Origin of the sequence: Plantactinospora endophytica (genome assembly GCF_016862915.1) — a bacterium.
Lineage (GTDB): Bacteria > Actinomycetota > Actinomycetes > Mycobacteriales > Micromonosporaceae > Plantactinospora > Plantactinospora endophytica.
In genome coordinates this window covers 13,619-33,570 of the sequence record NZ_BONW01000046.1, presented here as the reverse complement: position 1 = coordinate 33,570, position 19,952 = coordinate 13,619, and the positions used below count along the sequence as shown (strand labels likewise).

The following is a 19,952-nucleotide window of genomic DNA, read 5'->3' as shown; positions in this document are numbered from 1 at the left end:
TCGACGGTCGTGGCTTGGCGGGAACGGCGGCCCCCGGGCGGAGATCCACCCCGACGGCATCTGGCGCGACGGCGAGCGCCCTGCCTGAATCGCACCTGGTCAGGACGGGAGTGCACGACCATGTCTTTCACCGACCACCCCACCCTGCCCGGCCGCTCCGGCCGCGCGCATCCCAGAAGATCCCGGCGGTGGGCGGGCGGCGCCGCGCTGCTGCTGGCCGCCACCACCCTTCCGGCGGTACTCGCCCCGGCCGCCCCCGCCGGAGCGCACCCGATCACCGCCTCCGACTTCCAGCAGGTGACCCTGGCCCGGGGCGTCGCCGAGGTCGGCGAGCCGATGACCATCGCGATCCTGCCGGACCGCTCGGTGCTGCACACCGCCCGCAACGGCACGCTGCGCCGCACCGACGCCGCCGGCAACACGGCCGTCCTCGGCACCGTGCCGGTCTACACCCACGACGAGGAGGGGTTGCAGGGCGTCGGCGTCGATCCCGGCTTTGCCAGCAACCGGCAGATCTACCTCTACTACGCCCCGCCGCTGTCCACTCCGGCCGGCGACGCGCCCGCCAACGGCACGGCGGCGCAGTTCGCGCCCTTCGCCGGGGTGAACCGGCTGTCCCGGTTCACCCTGAACGCCGACTTCACCCTCAACACCGCCAGCGCGGTGACGGTGCTCGACGTACCGGCGGACCGGGGCATGTGCTGCCACGTCGGTGGGGACATCGACTTCGACGCGGCCGGCAACCTCTACCTCTCCACCGGGGACGACACCAACCCGTTCGAGTCCGCCGGCTATTCGCCGCTGGACGAGCGGACCACCCGCTACCCGGCGTACGACGCGCAGCGCTCCTCCGGCAACACCAACGACCTGCGCGGCAAGATCCTGCGGATCAAGGTGAACGCCAACGGGACGTACTCGATTCCGAGCGGGAACCTCTTCGCGCCGGGCACCGCGAACACCCGGCCGGAGATCTACGCGATGGGCTTCCGGAACCCGTTCCGGATGAGCGTGGACAAGGCCACCGGGCACGTCTACGTCGGCGACTACGGCCCGGACGCCGGCTCCACCAACGCCAGCCGGGGCCCGAGCGGGCAGGTCGAGTTCAACCGGATCACCTCGCCCGGCAACTACGGCTGGCCGTACTGCACCGGGACGAACACCAGCACCGAGACGTACAACGAGTGGACCTTCCCGGACGGGCCGGGCGCGGCGAAGTACAACTGCACCGGCGGCCCGACCAACAACTCGTTCCGGAACACCGGCCAGGGCACCCTGCCGGCGGCCCGCCCGGCCTGGATCCGGTACGCCGGTGACGCCGGCACCCCGGCGGAGTTCGGCGGCGGCTCGGAGTCCCCGATGGGCGGCCCGGTCTACCGGTACAACGCGGCGAACCCGTCGACCACCAAGTTCCCGGCCACCTTCGACGGCCAGTTCTTCGCCACCGAGTTCGGCCGGGGCTGGATCAAGCCGATCCACGTCAACGGCGACGGCTCGCCGGGTACCATCGACACCTTCCCCTGGGTGGGCAAGCAGGTGATGGACTCGGCGTTCGGGCCGGACGGCTCGTACTACGTGCTCGACTACGGCACCGGCTACTTCAACGGGGACGCCAACTCGGCGCTCTACCGCTTCGACTACGTCGGCGGCGGCAACCGGGCCCCGACCGCGGTGGCCAGCGCCAACCCGACCTCCGGGACGGCGCCGCTGACCGTGAACTTCTCCTCGGCCGGCTCGTCCGACCCGGAGGGCGGGGCGCTCACCTACTCGTGGGCGTTCGGCGACGGCACCACGTCGACGGCGGCGAACCCGACGAAGACGTACTCCGCAAACGGCAACTACACGGCGACGCTGACCGTACGCGACCCGGCCGGCGCGACCGGCACCGCCAGCGTCACCATCGGGGTCGGCAACACCGCCCCGACGGTGACCATCACCGCACCGGCCGCCGGGCAACTCGTCGCCTTCGGTGACGCGGTGCCGTTCTCGATCACCGTCACCGACCCGGAGGACGGCACGATCGACTGCTCGCGGGTCAAGATGACCTACGTACTCGGCCACGACAGCCACGGCCACCAGATCACCTCGGCCACCGGCTGCACCGGCACCATCACAATCCCGGTCGACGGTGAGCACGACGACGCGGCGAACATCTTCCCGATCTTCGACGCCGAGTACACCGACCGGGGCGGGCTGACCACGCACCGCCAGCACGAGTTGACCCCGAAGCACCGGCAGGCCGAGCACTACGAGACCTCGTCCGGGGTGAACAAGTTCGCCAAGGCCACCGCCGAGGGCGGCCAGACCGTCGGCGACATCAACAACGGGGACTGGATCGCCTTCACGCCGTACCGGCTGTCGAACGCCACCTCGTTCAGCGCCCGGGTCTCGTCGGCGGGTGCCGGCGGCACCATCCAACTCCGGGCCGGCTCGGCCACCGGCACCGTGCTCGGCAGCGCCACCGTGCCGGTCACCGGCGGCTGGGACACCTTCGCCACCGTCACCGGCACGATCACCAACCCGCCGGCCGGCACCACCACGCTCTACCTCACCTTCGCCGGCTCCGGCACCGGCGCGCTCTACGACGTGGACGCCTTCACCGTCAACACCGGCAGCACCGGTGGCGGTGGCGGCACCGGTCCGATCGTCGGGCTGGCCGGCAAGTGTCTGGAGATCGAGGCCGGCGGTACCGCCGACGGCAGCCAGGCACAGATCTGGACCTGCACCGGCTCGGCCCACCAGAGCTGGACGCGGAACGGCCAGACCCTGCGTACCCTGGGCAAGTGTCTGGACGTCTCCGGGGCCGGCACCGCGAACGGCACCAAGATCCAGCTCTGGACCTGCAACTCCACCGCCGCCCAGAACTGGGCACCGCAGGCCGACGGCTCGCTGCGCAACGCGGGCTCCAACAAGTGCCTGGACATCCTCAACGGCAGTTCCGCCGACGGGCAGAACGTGCACCTCTGGGACTGCATAGCCGGCACCGCCAGCCAGAAGTGGACCCTGCCCTGACGTAGCCGGACGGGCGCCCGCCCCGACCGGCGGGCGCCCTCCCTCCCGCCCTCTGAAGGAGAGCGACGATGCGACTGTTCCGCAGCAGAACCCGGAAGACGATCCGTCCCAGCCTGGCCATCGCCACCACCACGCTCGCGGTACTGGCCTGCACCACCGTGCCGGCCGGCCCGGCCAGCGCCGCCGACGCCCCGTACGACGTGCTGGTCTTCTCGAAGACCGCCGGGTTCCGGCACGACTCGATCGCGGCCGGCACCCAGGCGATCCGTGAACTCGGCGCGGCGAACAACTTCACCGTGACCGCCACCGAGGACGCCGCCGCGTTCACCACCACCAACCTCGCCCCGTACGAGGCGGTGGTCTTCCTGAACACCACCGGCGACACCCTCAACGCCAGCCAGCAGACCGCCTTCGAGTCGTACATCCGCAGCGGCAAGGGGTACGTCGGGGTGCACGCCGCCGCCGACACCGAGTACGACTGGCCGTTCTACGGCAACCTGGTCGGGGCGTACTTCGCCTCGCACCCGGCGATCCAGCAGGCCAACATCAAGACGGAGCACCGGGGGCACGCGGCAACGGCCCACCTGCCGCAGACCTGGACCCGCACCGACGAGTGGTACAACTACCGCACCAACGCCCGGTCCACGGCGCGGGTGCTGGCGACGCTGGACGAGTCGTCGTACTCCGGTGGCGGGATGGGCGCGGACCACCCGCACTCCTGGTGCAAGACGTACGAGGGCGGCCGGTCCTTCTACACCGGCGGCGGGCACACGCAGGCGTCGTACGCCGAGTCGGCCTTCCGGTCGCACCTGCTCGGCGGCATCCGGTACGCCGCCGGCCGGTCCAAGGCCGACTGCCGGCCCGAGACCGGCTACACCACCCTCTACAACGGCTCCACCACCGGCTGGTCCCAGGCCGGTCCGGGCAACTTCACCAACTCGGACGCCACGCTGACCTCGGTCGGCGGCATGGGCCTGTTCTGGTACAGCGCCAAGCAGTTCGGCTCGTACTCGCTGAAGCTGGACTGGCGGATGGCCGGCGACGACAACTCCGGCGTCTTCATCGGCTTCCCGCCGTCGTCCGACCCCAACTCGGCGGTCAACAACGGCTACGAGATCCAGATCGACCCGACCGACGCGGCGGACCGGACCACCGGCTCGGTCTACTCGTTCAAGTCGGCCGACATCGCGGCCCGGGACGCCGCGCTGAACGCGGCGGGCGAGTGGAACAACTACGAGCTGCTGGTCGAGGGGGAGCGGCTGCGCGTCTACCTCAACGGCGTGCTGATCAACGACTTCACCAACACCAACCCGGTGCGCTCGCTGGCCGGCCACATCGGCATCCAGAACCACGGCACCGGTGACGACGTCTCGTTCCGCAACATCCGGATCAAGGAACTCGGCGGCAACCCGGACCCGGGCCAGAACACCACGGTCCAGGCCGAGGCGTTCACCTCGCAGAGCGGCGTCCAGGTGGTCGGCAAGGCCGGCGCCAACGGCGGTTCGACGATCGGGTACCTCGACCCGGGCGACTGGGCCGGGTACAACGGGCAGAACCTGACCGGGGTCACCTCGCTGCGCGCCCGGGTGGTCTCCGGCGGTGCCGGCGGCACCCTCCAGGTCCGGAGCGGTTCGCAGACCGGCCCGGTGCACGGCACCGCCACGATCTCGAACACCGGCGGTTGGGAGAGCTACGCCGAGGTGAGCACCGCGCTGTCCGGGCTGCCGTCCGGCACCGCGAACCTCTTCCTCACCGTCGCCGGTTCCGGCACCGGACTGTACGACGTCGACGAGTTCACCCTGGTGCGCTCGGGTGGCACCGGCGGGACCGGGACCGGGCCGGTGGTCGGGCTGGCCGGCAAGTGCCTGGAGATCGACGGTGGCGGCACCGCCGACGGTACCCAGGCACAGATCAACACCTGCGTCGCCAACTCGGCCCGGCAGACCTGGACCCGCAGCGGCCAGACCCTGCGGGCGCTGGGCAAGTGCCTCGACATCTCCGGCTCGGGTACCGCCAACGGCACCAAGATCCAGCTCTGGACCTGCAACTCCAGCGGGGCACAGAACTGGGCTCCCCAGTCCGACGGCACCCTGCGCAACCCGGGCAACGGCAAGTGCCTGGACGTGTCGAACGGCAGCTCGGCGGACGGCCAGGACGTACACCTGTGGGACTGCATCGCCGGTGCCGCCAACCAGAAGTGGACCTTGCCCTGAGTTGAGCGGGTAGCGGGCGGCGCGCATCCCCACCACCCGCCCAGCGCGACCCCGCCGCCCGCCCTCAAGGGAGACGGGTCGGCCGCGAACAGTGCACAGGGTCGGGCCGTCTCCGCCCCGCCTCCCGGTTCCTCGGATCCGGGAGGCGGGGCTTCCTTGCTCCGGGCGGGACGGCCTAGAGTGGTCGTGGCGATCCTCGGTGGTGGCCGGCAACCAGGCGGGAGGCGCAACCCGTCCGGCTCGGGTGCGTTCTCGCACGTGCCGACCACGCGGCCGAGGAGTTCCCGCCACCGTCCCGGACGGTCACCCTCGCCCCGGTCCACCGGCACCGTGCCCGGCGCAGTCGTGAATCCCGCGTGATCAACAGGGAGAAAGACCATGGCGCGACCCATCACGCTCTTCACCGGCCAGTGGGCCGACCTACCGTTCGAGGAGGTGTGCCGGCTCGCCTCGGAGTGGGGCTACGACGGGCTGGAGATCGCCTGTTGGGGTGACCACTTCGAGGTCGACAAGGCGCTCGCCGACGACTCGTACGTCGACCGGAAGCGGGAGACGCTGGCCAAGTACAACCTCAAGGTCTGGACCATCTCCAACCACCTGGTCGGGCAGGCGGTCTGCGACCACCCGATCGACGAGCGGCACCAGGACATCCTGCCGGCCCGGATCTGGGGCGACGGGGAGCCGGAGGGGGTTCGGCAGCGGGCCGCCGAGGAGATCAAGGACACCGCCCGGGCGGCGGCGAAGCTCGGCGTGAAGACCGTCGTCGGCTTCACCGGCTCGTCGATCTGGCACACCCTGGCGATGTTCCCGCCGGTACCGCCGGCGATGATCGAGCGCGGTTACCAGGACTTCGCCGACCGGTGGAACCCGATCCTCGACGTCTTCGACGAGGTGGGGGTGCGGTTCGCCCACGAGGTGCACCCGAGCGAGATCGCGTACGACTACTGGACCACCCGGCGCACCCTGGAGGCGATCGGGCACCGGCCGGCGTTCGGGCTGAACTGGGACCCGTCGCACTTCGTGTGGCAGGAACTCGACCCGGTGAACTTCATCTTCGACTTCGCCGACCGGATCTACCACGTCGACTGCAAGGACGCGAAGGTGCGTACCGGGGACGGGCGGCGGGGCCGGCTCGCGTCCCACCTGCCCTGGGCGGACCTGCGCCGGGGCTGGGACTTCGTCTCGACCGGGCACGGCGACGTGCCGTGGGAGGACTCGTTCCGGGCGCTGAACGCGATCGGCTACGACGGCCCGATCTCGATCGAGTGGGAGGACGCCGGGATGGACCGGCTGGTCGGTGCCCCCGAGGCGCTCCAGTTCGTCCGCCGGCTCGCTTTCGACGCCCCGAGCGCGGCCTTCGACGCCGCGTTCAGCAGCAAGGACTGATCGGCCAGCCTCACGGCGCGGGGCCGGCCCGATCCCGGGTCGGCCCCGCGCCGTGTTCCGCGGTGTGGTGCGGTGCCTCAGAACGTGGTGCCGTTGGCCCCCGACGCGGCCCGCGAGGCGGGCGCGGTCGAGGACTTCGTACCCGATCCGACGGTGGCGTCCGCGCGGCTGCCGCTGTCGGCGGTGCCCAACTCGGCCGTTCCGCCGGTGCCCGTGCCGAGCTTCTCGCCCAGCCGGGTGTGGCTGAGCCGGTCCTTGCCCTCGGAGTACAGCCGGGAAGCCTGGGCCTGTGCCACCCCGGCCGCCTCCTGCACCGTCGGGTGGTCAAGCACCTTGCGACCCTTGAGCACCAGTTCCTCGTACCTCTCCCGGCCCGCGCGGGCGCCCAGGACGAAGCCCACAGCCAGCCCGCCGACGAACCACAGCTTTCCGCGCATGACGGCTCCCTTCCGTGTACTGACGCGGTCAGCGCCCCCGGCTTCCCGGTGGGCGACCGTGTCGCGCCTGCGTCGTCTGTCCCCAGGTCCCTACCCATCCTCCACCGATGTCATGCCTGGTTGTGGCCCCCATGCCGTTTTGTCCAAATATCTTGTGTGGCTTCCACCCGCGACAACGCCGACCGCCGCGCGATAACCCGGTAGCCCACCACCCCCACCCGTCCTGTACTCTTGTGCCGTCGCACGGCGCCGGAGAGATCCAGTGCCGGCCAACGCGATCCCCCGTAGCTCAATTGGCAGAGCAGCCGGCTGTTAACCGGCAGGTTTTTGGTTCGAGTCCAAACGGGGGAGCTTTCCCAACATTCCGCCCGCCGGCCCCGTCGGCGGGCATCGTCATATCTGGGCCCGTCCGGCAGGACGCCCGGCGGCGCGTCCAGTGGCACGCCGAGGTGGCTCGGAACGGGATGGGTGGGAGATGGCAGGATCACGGCGTCGGGTCGTCGTGCTGCTCGCCGCCCTGCTCGTCGTCGGCTGGCTCGCGGTGGGCGCGCTCGCGATGCCGTACCCGGGAAAGCTCGGCACGGTCGCCACCAACGACAACGCCGCCTTCCTGCCGTCGGACGCCGAGGCCACCCGGGGCGAACGGCTCGCCGCCGGTTTCGTCGACCGGGCGACCCTGCCGGCGCTGGTCGTCTACGCCAGGGAGAGCGGGGTCACCGACGCCGACCGGCAGCGGGCAGCCGCCGACGCAACCCGGTTCGCCACCGTGCCGGGCGTGGTCGCTCCGCTGCCGCCGCCGATACCGAGCGCGGACGGCAAGGCCCTCCAGGTCGTCGTGCCGGTGGACAACGCGGAGGGGGACCGCACCCGCGACGTGATCCGCGACCTGCGCCAGATCGCCGGGCACGGCGACGCCGGCCAGGTGGTGGTGGTCGGCGGGCCGGCCGGGATGCTCGGCGACCTGATCGACGTCTTCTCGTCGATCGACGGCCCGCTGCTGCTGGTCACCCTCGGGGTGGTACTCGTCATCCTGCTGATCGTCTACCGCAGCCCGGTGCTCTGGATCATCCCGCTGCTCGCGGCGGGCCTGTCGTACGCGCTCGCCGCCCTCTGCGTCTATTTCCTGGCCAAGGCCGACGTGATCACGCTGAACGGGCAGGCCCAGGGCATCCTCACCGTGCTGGTCTTCGGTGCCGGTACCGACTACGCCCTGCTGCTGATCGCCCGCTACCGCGAGGAACTGTGCCGGCACCACGACATCACCCACGCGATGCTCGCCGCCTGGCGGGGCGCCGCCCCGGCCATCTTCGCCTCCGGCGGCACGGTCATCGCCGGGCTGCTCTGCCTGCTGCTCTCCAGCCTCGCCTCCAACCAGGCGCTCGGGCCGGTCGCCGCGGTCGGCATCGGCGCCACCCTGGTGGTGATGCTGACCTTCCTGCCCGCGCTGCTGTTGCTGGGCGGCCGGTGGGCGTTCTGGCCCCGGTCGCCGTACGTCGAGCACGCCGCCACGGTCGGCCGGCTGTGGAAACCGGTGGCGCACTTCATCGCCCGCCGCGCCCGGCTGGTCTGGGCGCTGACCACGCTCGTACTGATCGCGCTCGGGTTCGGCCTGACCCAGCTCGGCGACACCCGACTCAGCCAGTCCGAGCTGTTCACCAACCGGACCGACTCGGTCGTCGCCCAGGAGGTGATCGACCGGCACTATCCCGGTGGGCTGGGCAGTCCGGTCACCATCTTCCCGCTGGCCGGCGCGGCCGATTCGGTGGTGGCGGCGGCTCGGGGCGTACCCGGAGTGGTCTCGGTGCGGACGGTCCAGGCCGGCGATCCCAACGCGACGGGTCCGGACGCCGGCCCGGGGTCGTCCGGCGGTCCGCCGAAGGTGGTGGACGGCCGCGTCCAGCTCCAGGCCACGCTCCGGGCGCCGGCCGACAGCGCCGAGGCGGAGCAGACGGTACGCGAGCTGCGCGTCGCCGTGCACCGGGTGCCGGACGCGGACGCGGTGGTCGGCGGCTCCACCGCGATCAACGTGGACACCACCGATGCCTCCAACCGGGACCGGAACGTGATCATCCCGGTGGTGCTCGGCGTGATCGCGGTGATCCTGGCCCTGCTGCTCCGGGCCCTGCTCGCGCCGATCCTGCTGATCCTCACCGTGGTGCTGTCCTTCCTGGCCACCCTCGGGCTCTGCGCGTTCCTCTTCCGGTACGCCTTCGGCTTCCCCGGTGTCGACGCGTCGTTCCCGCTCTTCGCGTTCGTCTTCCTGGTGGCGCTCGGCATCGACTACAACATCTTCCTGATGAGCCGGGTCCGGGAGGAGTCGGTGCGCAAGGGCACCCGCTCCGGGGTGCTGCGCGGGCTGGTGGTCACCGGTGGAGTGATCACCTCGGCCGGGTTCGTGCTGGCGGCGACCTTCTCGGCGCTGGCCGTACTGCCACTGGTGATCCTGATCGAGCTGGGGCTGGCGGTGGCGCTCGGCGTACTGCTGGACACCATCGTCGTACGCTCGCTGCTGGTGCCGGCGTTGACGTACGACATCGGACCGGCGGTCTGGTGGCCGTCCCGGCTGTCCAGGGTTCCCAACCATCCCGGCGGGGAACGATGACGGTTGCCGAGTTGCCGGCGCAGACCGACGTGGTGATCGTCGGCGGCGGGTTGGCCGGGTTGGCCGCCGCCCGCCGACTGCACCGCGCGGGTACGCCGTGGCTGCTGGTCGAGGCCGCCGAGCGGCTGGGCGGCCGGGTCCGTACCGACGCGGTGGACGGGTACCTGATCGATCGCGGATTCCAGGTGGTGAACACCGCCTATCCCCGGCTGTCGGCGCTGGTGGACCTGACCTCGCTCGGGCTCGGCTACTTCACTCAGGGCGTACTCGTACGCCGGGGCGAGATGCTGCACCGGATGGTCCATCCGCTGCGCGACCCGTTCGGCGCGGCCCGGACCGTGCTGACCGGCCTGGCCGACGCGGCCGGAGTGGAGTCGCGCCGGATCAGCAGTGTGGGGCGGGCCGGTGACCGGCTCCGGCTGGCCGCGTTGGCGGCCCGGTGCGCCAGCCTGCCGGTGGACCGGCTGTTGACGGCCCCGGAGACCAGCACCGAAGCGGCGCTGCGCCGGGCCGGGCTCTCCGACCGGATCGTCGAGGAACTGCTCCGGCCCTTCCTCTCCGGCGTCTTCGGCGAGCGGGAACTGAGCACCTCCAGCCACGTCTTCGCGATGATCGTCCGGTCGTTCGCCCGCGGGCGGATCGGGCTGCCGGCGGCCGGAATCGGAGCCCTGCCGGAGGCGGTCGCCACCCCGCTGCCGGAGTCGCTGATCGCGCTCGGGGTCTCGGCCGCGTCAGTACGGCCGGGACTGGTCCGCACGTCGGCCGGGGCGGTGCGGTGCCGGGCCGTACTGGTCGCCACCGACCCGGCCACCGCGACCGCTCTGCTGCCGGCCCTCGGCCGGGTGCGGATGCATTCCCTGACCACCTACTACCACTCGACGGCCGAACCGCCGCTGGGCGAGCCGATCCTGCTGCTCGACGGGGACCGGCGCGAGTTGGTGGCGAACACGGTGGTGGTCAGCCGCGCCGCGCCGACGTACGCCCCGGCGGGGCGGCACCTGGTGGCGACCTCGGTGGCCGGTCCGGTGGTACCGCCGGAGTCGGTGGTCCGGGCCGAGCTGGCCCGGCTCTACGGGCGCGCGGTGGACGACTGGGAGCACCTGACGACCGTGCCGGTGCCGGAGGCGCTGCCGGCGGCACCGGCGCCGCAGGGGCGGCTGCGCAAGCCGGTGGCGACGGGGGAGGGGATCTTCGTGGCCGGGGACCACCGGGGGAGCCCGTCCGTGCAGGGTGCGCTGGCCAGCGGGTGGCGGGCGGCCGGCGCGGTCGTCGGGTACCTCCAGGGCTGACCGTCGCCCGCGCCGGGTGCCGAGCCCGGCCGCCCGCTCGGCGTCCCCTCGATGTCGATGCCGGTTGGTATCCTCGCCGTGCCGGAATCGCCAGGGCGGTACCGAACCGGCGAGCGATCCGGTGGGCCGGGTACGGCCAACTCGATCTTCACTGGTGGGTGCCGGATCTCGGTGGCCGGCCGACGTCGTGCCGGGTTACCATCCCGGCGCCCGTTGCGGGGGCGGTAGCTCAGCAGGTTAGAGCAGGGGACTCATAATCCCTCGGTCGCGGGTTCGAGTCCCGCCCGCCCCACCAGGGCTTTGACCTGCCCTTATGTCGACATGAATCGAACAGTGCGAACCCCGCTCCTTGCCTGCGCCGGCCTGAGGGGTTGGTATAGCATCGTTGCTATGTCCTGGGGTGCGGTCGAGCTGGAGCCGGAGGTCGAGAAGTGGCTGGAGAGCCTGCCGACGGCACTGTTCGCCCGAGCGGCGTTCTACATCGACCTGCTGGCTGAACACGGGCCGTTGCTGGGGGAGCCGTACACGAAGCAGCTGGATGGAAAGCTGCGCGAGTTGCGGTTCTACCTGGAGCGGCAGGCGGTCCGGGTCACCTATTGGATTGCGCCGGACAGGCGGATCATCCTGCTGACAGTGTTCTACAAGACGCGCGTGCGCGACGAGCGGGAGGTCGACCGGGCGCGCCGGGCGTTGGCCAGGTGCATTGATGAGACGCACCGCGTCGCGGAAGAGGAGGGTTAGGTCATGGGCGAGCGTAGCGATTGGGCCGCGATGCGGGAGCGGCGCATGGCCGAGCATGGAGCCGCAGACGCGTACGACGCGGCGCGGTTGGCGTTCGAGCTCGGTCGTGCGGTGCGTGATCTTCGTGAACGCCGGGGTTGGAGCCAGGCGCAACTTGCTAAGGAATCGGGGATGACGCAGTCGGCGGTCGCGCGGTTCGAGGCAGGCGGCACCGTTCCGACCCTGCCGGTGCTGGAGCGGCTGGCGGCGGCCCTGAATGTGAGTCTCAGCGTGAGTTTTGTGCCACGGGACGCGGCAGCTTGACTCGCCAGCGATCGCAGACGCGGCGCTGGTGACTCTCATCGGGCACCACCCCGCGTCCGTGATCTGGTCAGACGTGCCAGGAGCGGGTCGCCGGTGACGATGATGTGTGGTTAGCGCCGCGACGCGTCCGGCCCACTGCCGGGCCGAGCGTCGGCTACTCCCGCCGGGCCGAGGATCGCGTACTCGAAGATCGTCCGGCTCAGCACGAACAGCGCGGCACCGCCGAGAATCACATACGCCCAGCTGGTCGGCGTGGGGCCGGTGGGCCGGACGACGGCGAGTTCGGCACCGGCGGACACGGCCACCACGCCGGCGATCGTAACGAGATGGGTGAATGGTGCCAGCCGAGTTGCCCGGGCTCCGATCCTCCCGGGTTGCGTCGTGGTCGCCGCGAGTGGCGCGGTCGCGAAGACGAAGATCTGCCAGAACAGCAACGTCGCGCCGAACGCCATCAGGAACGCGGCGGTCCGGGCGAGGGTGAAGTCGTGGCTGGCGAATCGCAGCGCGGGTACCAGGATGAGATCGCCGAGCGTCAGGACGATCACCTGCTGGTACCGCTCGGCGATGTGCGGGCTGGCCTGCTCGTACTGCTCGATCGGGATCCGGTCACGTCTGGGCGTGGGATACCGGAGCGCGCCGGCAAGGTAGTCGATCACGACCGCGACAGTCCACAGTACGGCGCGCAGCGGAGTGTCGAGGATCGCGCCCGCGATCCACGCGATTCCGGATATCGAAAACCAGAACAGGAATCGTATCGGCCGTTTCTGCTCGTGATAGTTTCCGCGCAACAGGGTCGCCAGCAGGACCTCCCGGACGAGGTGGATGCCGACGTAGGCGCCCGCGAAGACGATCGGGTGCGTGGAGAACGCGAATGGAATCGCGACCACCATCAGCGCGACACCGAGCATCGTCAACGCGACGATGATCTGGATCCCGCTCTGTTCCGGGTCGTAGAAGTCCGTGAGCAGCGCGGTGGTCGTCCACGTCCACCAGAGTGCCATCAACAGCACGAGGATCTCGCCCGCTCCCGACCAGGTGAGGTTGGCGGCGAGCCGCATCGACACCAGTGCGAAGGCGGCGACGTAGACCACGTCGAAGACCAATTCCAGCATGGTCGCGCGCTTCGGCGCGTCGCGGCCGTGGAGCAACCGAGCCTCGTCCGTGTCTGCCATTGACTAGCCGCCTCGATGCGCTGCTCAAGGCCTGACCGCCCCGCATCACGGTACGACCGGCGCCGCCTACAAGCTAACCCGGTCCGGGCGATTGCCCTGCCCGAAAGCGAGCACACCTACGCCCAGAGGGGGCGCGTGGCCGGTCGCCTCGACGCCAGGCCGGGCATCGCGGCATCGGGTACCGGTAGCGGGTCGCCGGGGACCTGGATCTGGGGTTCGCGCGGTGACGCGCCCGCCCCACCAACGGTTCGTGAACCGGGCAATCGTTCAGGGTGACCGTCGGGCTGTCAGAGGCCGTTCCGGTCGGTGCTAGCGAGTCCGTTCGCGTAGGCGAAGATCACCAGTTGTACCCGGTCGCGGGCGCCGACCTTGGCCAGTACGCGGCCGAGGTGGCTCTTCACGGTCGCCTCGGTCACCACCAGCCTCTCGGCGATCTCTCCGTTGGTCAGGCCACGGGCCACCAGGACGAGTACCTCGTGTTCGCGTGGGGTCAGCGAGTCGAGCAGTGGCGAAGGGCGTACGACGACGGGCGGGCGAGCGGCGAACTCCTGGATCAGTCGGCGGGTGACGGTGGGCGAGAGCAACGCGTCGCCCGCGTCGACCACCCGGATCGCCTCCAGCAGGCGTTCGCGTGGCGCGTCCTTGAGGAGGAATCCGGCCGCGCCCGCGCGCAGTGCTCCGTACACGTATTCGTCGAGATCGAACGTGGTGAGGATCAGTACCCGTGGGGTGTGGTCGAGGCCGGGCGCGGTCAGGCGCGTGGTCGCCGCTACGCCGTCCAGGACCGGCATCCGGATGTCCATGATCACCACATCCGGTCGTAGTTCGGCGGCCCGCGCCACCGCCTCGGCGCCGTCCTGTGCCTCGCCGACGACGTCGATCCCGTTCTGGGTGTCGAGAAAGAGCCGGAGACCGAGGCGGATCAGTTCCTGGTCGTCGGCGAGCAGGACCCGGATGCTCACGGGTACACCGAGATCGGCACCCGCGCGGCGACCCGGAAGCCGCCGTCGGGGCCGGGTCCTGCCGCGAACGTCCCGCCGAGCAGTCGGACGCGTTCGCGCATGCCGACGAGCCCGTGCCCGGCGGGCGGATGCTGTCCCGATGGACCCACTCCGCGGTCGGACACCTCGAGATCGAGGTGGCCCTGCCTCGCCCTGAGTCGGACGAGCGCGTGGTCGGTCCCGGCGTGCCGCAGGACGTTGGTGAGGGCTTCCTCGACGATTCGGTAGACCGACACGCCGACCCCTTCGTCGACGACGGGCGGTTCGCCGTCGATCTCAAGGCTGACCGAGAGGCCGACCGCCCGGAAGGTGGCCGCCAGTTCCGCCAGTTCGGCCAGGCCCGGCAGGGGCCGGTGCGGTGCTGCGGAGGATGTCGCGGCGGGCACTCCGGAGCGGAGCAGGGCCAGCAGCCGGCGCAGTTCGGCGATGCTCTGCTCACCGCTGGACTCCACCCGGCGCAGCACGTCGGCGGCGACGTCGGGTGCGGTCGGCAGGACGTCCCGCGCGCCGCGTGCGCCGACCAGCATCACCGTGACCGAGTGCGCGACGATGTCGTGGAGTTCACGCGCGATCGCCGCCCGCTCCTCGTGCGCGGCGATCGCTGCCTGCTGTTCACGTTCGGCTCGCGCGGCCGTGGCGCGGGCCCGCAGGTCGTCGTGGTGCCGGCGGCGACCGCGTAGGGCGGCACCGACCGCCCACACCGCCACCGGCGGAGGCACCGAGGTCACCGAGAGCGCCACGAGCACGACCGTGGCGCCGATCAGTGCCAGCACCGACACTCTGGCCCGACAGCGTTCGGCGACGGTGAACAGTGCGACACAGACCAACACGCCGCCGGGAGACTCACCGAGGGCGAAGAGCAGACCGGTCACCGCGACCATGGCGGCCAGCAACGCGGCCGGGTACCGACGCCGACCGAACAGTGCCGTACCGGCGATCACGGTGAGGAGCACCGTCCCCGGGCGGATCGGGGACTCGTCGTCGTAGAGAAGGGTCAATTCGCCCGCGACGCCCATCAGGACGGCGAGTACGTCGACCAGCACCCGCTCGGCGCTCGGAGCGAGCCACCGCCCGCCCCCCGGCCGGCCGCGCAACCGGAGGGCGTTGTACCAGCTCATGAGCGTCATCCTAGATCCCGGCGCCGTTCGGCGACCACGGCGAACACCGCCAGCCCGACGGCCCAGGCGGCGAGCGCCAGGGCGGAGGCCGACAGGGAGTGTGTCGAGCCGTGCACGCCCCGGGTGAGCACCTGGAGGCTGCCGAAGGGGGTGTAGTCGACCGCCGAGGTGCTGATCATCCCGATCAGTGACGGTGCGACGAAATAGACGACGATGCCGGCCACCACGGCGGCGATCTGGTTGCGGAGCAGCCCACCGAGGGCGGCGCCCACCAGTACCGAGAGCGTGCCGGCGAGGACGCAGCCGCCTGCCATCGAGATCAACTGTGCCGCCGTGAGGTCGGGGCCCGGATGGTGCGCGGCGAGGATCGGCACCCCGAGGGCGAACGACGCTCCCGTCGTGAGTACGGCCAGGCCCAGTCCGACGACCACGGTCGCGCCCAGCCGGGCGGCGACCACGGCGCCCGGGTCGCGGCCGGACACGAGGACCGCCGGCGCTGCGGTGCGGTGCCGGTACTCGGCCGTGACGGCCACCACGCCGAAGAACAACAGGAGCAGTGGCATCCCGCCGAGCGCTTCCTGCTTCTCGTTGATCTCGTCCAGCGTGCCGGAGGCGAGCGAGACGATGACGACGTTGAGGACCGCGAGAACGACCGAGGCGAGGGCGAACCACAGCGCGGTCCGGATCGTGAGGAGTTTGCGCAGCTCACCGATGATCAAGGTCATGACCGCGCTCCCGTCAGTTCGAGGAACACGTCCTCCAGCGAGGTGGACCGCGGCGTCAGCTCGTGCAGATCCACCTGCGCCCGGCGGGTCGCCTCGGCGACGGTGGGCGCGTCCAGGCCGTCGATCAGGTACCGCCCACCGGTCACGTCCGGCGTCACCCGGCCACCTGCCCGGACGACTGCCTCCGCGAGCCGTCCGGGCTCGTCGGTGCGTACCCACACACCACTCGCCGGAGTCAGGTCGGCGATCGCGCCGGCATGGACCACCCGACCCTGCCGTACCACGACGATGTCGTCGACGGTGTGCGCCGCCTCGCTGAGCAGATGGCTGGAGACGAGCACCGCCCGGCCTTGCTCGGCCCGCTCCCGCAGCAGCGTACGAAGCCAGCGGATCCCTTCGGGGTCGAGTCCGTTGGCCGGTTCGTCCAGCAGCAGTACCTCGGGGTCTCCCAGCAGGGCAGCGGCGAGCCCCAGCCGCTGGCGCATGCCGAGCGAGAAGGTGCCGACCCGTCGAGCGGCCACCTCGGTCAGCCCCGACAGCGCCAGTACCTCCTCGACCCGGGTCCGGGGCAACCGGGCGAACCCCGCCAGGATCCGCAGGTGTTGGCGGGCCGAGCGGCCCGGGTGAGCGCCACACGAGTCGATCGCCACGCCGATCGTGCGCGCCTCGGGCGAGCGTTCCCGCAGTGGCGTACCGCCGAGCAGCACGCGGCCCGACGTCGGGCGCACCAGGCCGGCCAACATCGCCAGCATGGTGGTCTTACCGGCACCGTTGGGCCCGAGGAAGCCGGTGACGACGCCAGGCCGGACGGCGAAGGAGACGTCGTCGACCGCGGTCAGCCGGCCGTACCGCTTGGTGAGCCGCTCCACGGTGAGCACCGCGGCGGGCGTGGGGAGTTGAGGTGGTCTTGTCATGCCCTCCACGGTCCCGCTCAAGGGCGGTCCTGGTCATCAAACCGCGGACCACACTTCGTCTCCCACCCTGGTCTGAGAGCCGACGGTCCGTGCCGGTGCCGCGACGAGCGTCGTCGGCCGGTCCGCCGCCGATCGACACCCTTGCTTGACGAGTACGCCGATGTCCGTTAAACCGGGTGGGAATACTCGTACCGGTCAATGGAGGATGACGTGGCGCCACACCGCATCGCTGTCACGGTGCTCACCGCCGGCCTGCTGCTCGGCGCTGGCGCCGCTCCGGCACATGCCGCCGCGTCGCCGGAGGTGACGAAGGGGCCCTGCCAGTACACCGAGACGCCGGACGAGCCGGCGGCCCGACCGGTCCCGTTGCCGCGCGATCCCCGGCACACGCCTGACCGGGGCACGGTGACGACCACTCTGGTCACCAACCTCGGCCTCGTCCCGCTGACCCTCGACCGTGCGCAGGCGCCGTGCACCGTACAGAGCTTCCTGCACCTGGTGCGGCACCGGTTCTACAACCGGACCATCTGCCACCGGCTCACCACCTACCCGACGCTGAAGGTGCTGCAGTGCGGCGACCCGTCGGGTACGGGTTCGGGCGGCCCCGGCTACCGGTACAAGGACGAACTGCCGACGGACCTGCCGCCCGCGCCGACCGACCCGACCGGCGAGCGGAAGGTCTACGCCCGTGGGGTGCTGGCGATGGCCAACGCCGGGCCGGACACCAACGGCAGCCAGTTCTTCCTGGTCTTCGCCGACTCGGCGCTGCGACCGAACTACTCGATCTTCGGCAGCGTGCGGCCACTCGGCCTGCGTACCCTCGACCGGGTCGCGGCGGGCGGCGTGGCGCCGACGGCCGAGGACCCGGCCCCGGTCGACGGCGCTCCGGCCCTACGCACGGAGATCTGCCTGGCGATCTAGCGTCGCTCGGTCGCTCGGTCGCTCGGTCGCTCGGTCGCTCGGTCGCTCGGTCGCTCAGGCGTTCAGCCGTTCACTCGCTCGCCGTCAGACCGCATCCCAGGTCGCCATATCCAGGGCTGGTCATCCGCCGACTCTGAGCCCGGCGAGCGCCTCCGCCACTTGCCCGAGCGGTAGCGGAAGCTGGTCGATCAACGGCGAGCGCCCGGACGCCCGGACCGGCGTCATGGGCCGGGCGGCGTAATGGTGGATGCGGCGTCAGCCGGTGCGGCGGTTGCCCCATTGGCGCTGGGCCTGGACCGAGCCACGAGCGCCCGGGTACGGGCCGCCCTTGCCCGGCGACTGCGGCTGTGCCGACGACCTGCCCCGGCCCTTCGCGCGTCGTTCGGCCCGGTTGGCGAAGACGGGGGCGTCCGGGGTGGCATCGTCTGCGGACGCGGACTGCTCGTCCGAAACCTCCTCGGGTCCGTCCGAAACCTCCTCGGGCTCGCCGTTCGGCGGCGTCGCGGTCTCGGGCATCGATGCCTCCGGGATGGTCGGTGGAGCGGCGTGGACGACGCCCTCGGAAGCGTAGCCTGCGCCCCGGTTCACCCACGCCGGGGCGTCCCTCAATGTGGCGCACAGGGCCACGATAAATGTCTAGAATGTCCGAATGATGAGGCTGCATCTCGCCGTCCTTCCTGCCGTACTGCTCCTCGTCGCGGCCGGTTGCCGGGGCGGAGACGAGGAGCGGCGGCGATCGACGCCTCGGGGCGGCTCGTCGGGCGCGTTGCCGTTCGGGACGCTGGTCGCCGGGATGCCGCCGTACGGGGCGACGGGAAACGTGTACGCGGCGGCCGGCCCGGAGATGCTCGGCGAACAGCTCCAGGGCCACCGGACCCTCGTCTACGTGCCGAACACCAGGAGCAACGACGTCTCGGTGATCGACCCGAGCACCCATCGGGTGATCGACACCTTCCCGGGCGGCCCCGAACCGCAGCACGTCGTGCCCTCGTACGACCTGACGACGCTCTACGTGGCGTCCAGCAAGATTCCGGAGGGCGGCCTCGTACCGATCGACCCGCGCACCGGCAAACCCGGCGCGTTCCGGATGCTGGAGGACGTCTACAACCTCTACTTCACCCCGGACGGCAAGCAGGCCATCGTGGTCGCCGAGGCGTACCAGCGGCTGGACTTCTACGACATGGCCAGTTGGCAGCGGGTGCGGTCGGTGCGGTTCCCCGAGTGCGAGGGCATCAACCACATGGACTACTCGGCCGACGGCAAGATCATGCTGTTCAGCTGCGAGTTCGCCAACCGGATGCTGGTGCTGGACACGGTGAGCCTGGACAAGCTGCGGGAGTTCACCCTGACCGAGACGACGGACGGGATGCCGCAGGACACCCGGCTCACCCCCGACGGGCAGAACTTCCTGGTCGCCGACATGCACGCGCACGGCGTGTACGTCTTCGACGCCCAGGCCACCCGGCAGACCGGCTTCGTCCCCACCGGCAGGGGCGCGCACGGCATCTACTTCAGCCGGGACGGCAAACTCGGCTACGTGACCAACCGCGACGAGGGCAGCGTCACCGTACTCGACATGGCCACCCTGAAGCCGACGACCACCTGGCGGATCCCGGGCGGCAGCCCGGACATGGGCGGCCTCTCCGCAGACGGCGAGACCCTCTGGCTCTCCGGCCGCTACCACGACGAGGTGTACGCCATCAGCACCAAGGACGGGAAGCTGTTGGCCCGGATACGGGTCGGCCGTGGCCCGCACGGTCTGACGATCTGGCCGCAGCCCGGCCGCTATTCCCTCGGGCACACCGCCAACATCCGATAGCCGGACCCTCAGGACGCCTGGCATCCGGCAAGCCCGGCGGCATCCGGCAGCCCGGAAGATATCGAAGAGCCTGGCCTGTAGGGCCGGGTCATCTCGGGGTACCCGTCCGAGGTGGGTAGGGAGTTGATCAACTAACTGTTCACGTCGACCTCGCCTGCCGGTCACTGGACCAGGCCGGCGGGTTCGCGGAAGCCCGGCAGAGTGGCTGTCCGATCGCGCCTTCAGCGCGCCGCAGACCGTACACCCCGGAGCGTTGTCCTTGCCCCCACGCGGACGTCGGCCGCGCCGTAACCGAGTCGGCG

At 71.0% G+C, this 19,952-nt stretch carries 16 protein-coding genes and 2 tRNA genes; 11 read left to right on the top strand and 7 right to left on the bottom strand.

Annotated elements, in window-relative coordinates; translation table 11 throughout:
- The first annotated feature begins 120 nt into the window (after positions 1 to 120).
- The 3 genes from Pen02_RS37860 (at position 121) to Pen02_RS37850 (ending at position 6,608) form a co-directional block, all read left to right on the top strand.
- A complete protein-coding gene (locus tag Pen02_RS37860) occupies positions 121 to 3,009 on the top strand; it encodes a PQQ-dependent sugar dehydrogenase (protein ID WP_203871020.1) in 2,889 nt (962 codons plus the stop codon).
- A 68-nt stretch (positions 3,010 to 3,077) separates the two neighbouring features.
- A complete protein-coding gene (locus Pen02_RS37855; protein ID WP_203871019.1) occupies positions 3,078 to 5,222 on the top strand; it encodes a ThuA domain-containing protein in 2,145 nt (714 codons plus the stop codon).
- 378 nt (positions 5,223 to 5,600) lie between these two features.
- Positions 5,601 to 6,608, top strand: coding sequence for a sugar phosphate isomerase/epimerase family protein (locus Pen02_RS37850; protein WP_203871018.1), 1,008 nt, complete (start codon positions 5,601 to 5,603; stop codon positions 6,606 to 6,608).
- Between the two features lie 77 nt (positions 6,609 to 6,685).
- On the opposite strand, the gene Pen02_RS42880 is transcribed toward Pen02_RS37850, so the two are convergent.
- Positions 6,686 to 7,045, bottom strand: coding sequence for a hypothetical protein (locus tag Pen02_RS42880; RefSeq protein WP_203871017.1), 360 nt, complete (start codon positions 7,043 to 7,045; stop codon positions 6,686 to 6,688).
- A gap of 278 nt (positions 7,046 to 7,323) precedes the next feature.
- Here Pen02_RS42880 and Pen02_RS37840 point away from each other — a divergent pair.
- The 6 genes from Pen02_RS37840 to Pen02_RS37815 all read left to right on the top strand — a co-directional run bounded on the left by Pen02_RS37840 (position 7,324) and on the right by Pen02_RS37815 (position 11,980).
- Positions 7,324 to 7,396: transfer RNA gene (locus tag Pen02_RS37840), tRNA-Asn, on the top strand.
- 124 nt (positions 7,397 to 7,520) lie between these two features.
- Complete coding sequence (locus Pen02_RS37835) at positions 7,521 to 9,647, top strand: MMPL family transporter (RefSeq protein WP_203871016.1); 2,127 nt, start codon at positions 7,521 to 7,523, stop codon at positions 9,645 to 9,647.
- Positions 9,648 to 9,658: 11 nt separating this feature from the next.
- Entirely contained in the window at positions 9,659 to 10,936 is a 1,278-nt protein-coding gene (locus Pen02_RS37830; RefSeq protein ID WP_203871131.1) for an FAD-dependent oxidoreductase, read from the top strand.
- 218 nt (positions 10,937 to 11,154) lie between these two features.
- Positions 11,155 to 11,231: transfer RNA gene (locus tag Pen02_RS37825), tRNA-Ile, on the top strand.
- A gap of 95 nt (positions 11,232 to 11,326) precedes the next feature.
- The gene (locus tag Pen02_RS37820; protein ID WP_203871015.1) at positions 11,327 to 11,677 is read left to right on the top strand and encodes a type II toxin-antitoxin system RelE/ParE family toxin; all 351 of its coding nucleotides are present in this window, start codon (positions 11,327 to 11,329) and stop codon (positions 11,675 to 11,677) included.
- A gap of 3 nt (positions 11,678 to 11,680) precedes the next feature.
- Entirely contained in the window at positions 11,681 to 11,980 is a 300-nt protein-coding gene (locus Pen02_RS37815; RefSeq protein ID WP_203871014.1) for a helix-turn-helix domain-containing protein, read from the top strand.
- A 110-nt stretch (positions 11,981 to 12,090) separates the two neighbouring features.
- Here the strand turns inward: Pen02_RS37815 and Pen02_RS37810 are convergent, their stop codons facing one another.
- From Pen02_RS37810 to Pen02_RS37790, 5 genes are all read right to left on the bottom strand, one after another.
- Positions 12,091 to 13,128, bottom strand: coding sequence for a low temperature requirement protein A (locus tag Pen02_RS37810; protein ID WP_203871013.1), 1,038 nt, complete (start codon positions 13,126 to 13,128; stop codon positions 12,091 to 12,093).
- A 311-nt stretch (positions 13,129 to 13,439) separates the two neighbouring features.
- Positions 13,440 to 14,114, bottom strand: a complete 675-nt coding sequence (locus Pen02_RS37805) for a response regulator (RefSeq protein WP_203871012.1) — start codon at positions 14,112 to 14,114, stop codon at positions 13,440 to 13,442.
- Entirely contained in the window at positions 14,111 to 15,271 is a 1,161-nt protein-coding gene (locus Pen02_RS37800; RefSeq protein WP_203871011.1) for a sensor histidine kinase, read from the bottom strand. Before Pen02_RS37800 ends, Pen02_RS37805 begins: the two co-directional genes overlap by 4 nt.
- A gap of 5 nt (positions 15,272 to 15,276) precedes the next feature.
- Positions 15,277 to 15,996: an ABC transporter permease gene (locus Pen02_RS37795; protein ID WP_203871010.1), complete on the bottom strand. Its 720-nt coding sequence runs from the start codon at positions 15,994 to 15,996 to the stop codon at positions 15,277 to 15,279.
- Positions 15,993 to 16,910 (bottom strand): ABC transporter ATP-binding protein, encoded by a 918-nt coding sequence (locus Pen02_RS37790; protein ID WP_203871009.1) that lies wholly within the window; start codon positions 16,908 to 16,910, stop codon positions 15,993 to 15,995. Before Pen02_RS37790 ends, Pen02_RS37795 begins: the two co-directional genes overlap by 4 nt.
- A gap of 210 nt (positions 16,911 to 17,120) precedes the next feature.
- Here Pen02_RS37790 and Pen02_RS37785 point away from each other — a divergent pair, with 210 nt between their 5' ends.
- Complete coding sequence (locus Pen02_RS37785; protein WP_239141941.1) at positions 17,121 to 17,831, top strand: peptidylprolyl isomerase; 711 nt, start codon at positions 17,121 to 17,123, stop codon at positions 17,829 to 17,831.
- A gap of 255 nt (positions 17,832 to 18,086) precedes the next feature.
- Here the strand turns inward: Pen02_RS37785 and Pen02_RS37780 are convergent, their stop codons facing one another.
- On the bottom strand, positions 18,087 to 18,347 hold the full coding sequence (locus tag Pen02_RS37780; RefSeq protein WP_203871007.1) for a hypothetical protein: 261 nt from the start codon (positions 18,345 to 18,347) through the stop codon (positions 18,087 to 18,089).
- Between the two features lie 133 nt (positions 18,348 to 18,480).
- On the opposite strand from Pen02_RS37780, the gene Pen02_RS37775 reads away from it, so the two are divergent.
- Positions 18,481 to 19,650, top strand: coding sequence for a YncE family protein (locus tag Pen02_RS37775; protein ID WP_239141940.1), 1,170 nt, complete (start codon positions 18,481 to 18,483; stop codon positions 19,648 to 19,650).
- Positions 19,651 to 19,952: the final 302 nt, after the last annotated feature.

Coding starts and splice junctions, on each gene's coding strand:
- Pen02_RS37800 (WP_203871011.1), bottom strand. CDS start 15,271: ATGAGCTGGTACAACGCCCTCCGGTTGCGCGGCCGGCCGGGGGGCGGG.
- Pen02_RS37835 (WP_203871016.1), top strand. CDS start 7,521: ATGGCAGGATCACGGCGTCGGGTCGTCGTGCTGCTCGCCGCCCTGCTC.
- Pen02_RS37790 (WP_203871009.1), bottom strand. CDS start 16,910: ATGACAAGACCACCTCAACTCCCCACGCCCGCCGCGGTGCTCACCGTG.
- Pen02_RS37855 (WP_203871019.1), top strand. CDS start 3,078: ATGCGACTGTTCCGCAGCAGAACCCGGAAGACGATCCGTCCCAGCCTG.
- Pen02_RS37860 (WP_203871020.1), top strand. CDS start 121: ATGTCTTTCACCGACCACCCCACCCTGCCCGGCCGCTCCGGCCGCGCG.
- Pen02_RS37815 (WP_203871014.1), top strand. CDS start 11,681: ATGGGCGAGCGTAGCGATTGGGCCGCGATGCGGGAGCGGCGCATGGCC.
- Pen02_RS37775 (WP_239141940.1), top strand. CDS start 18,481: ATGATGAGGCTGCATCTCGCCGTCCTTCCTGCCGTACTGCTCCTCGTC.
- Pen02_RS42880 (WP_203871017.1), bottom strand. CDS start 7,045: ATGCGCGGAAAGCTGTGGTTCGTCGGCGGGCTGGCTGTGGGCTTCGTC.
- Pen02_RS37780 (WP_203871007.1), bottom strand. CDS start 18,347: ATGCCCGAGACCGCGACGCCGCCGAACGGCGAGCCCGAGGAGGTTTCG.
- Pen02_RS37850 (WP_203871018.1), top strand. CDS start 5,601: ATGGCGCGACCCATCACGCTCTTCACCGGCCAGTGGGCCGACCTACCG.
- Pen02_RS37820 (WP_203871015.1), top strand. CDS start 11,327: ATGTCCTGGGGTGCGGTCGAGCTGGAGCCGGAGGTCGAGAAGTGGCTG.
- Pen02_RS37795 (WP_203871010.1), bottom strand. CDS start 15,996: ATGACCTTGATCATCGGTGAGCTGCGCAAACTCCTCACGATCCGGACC.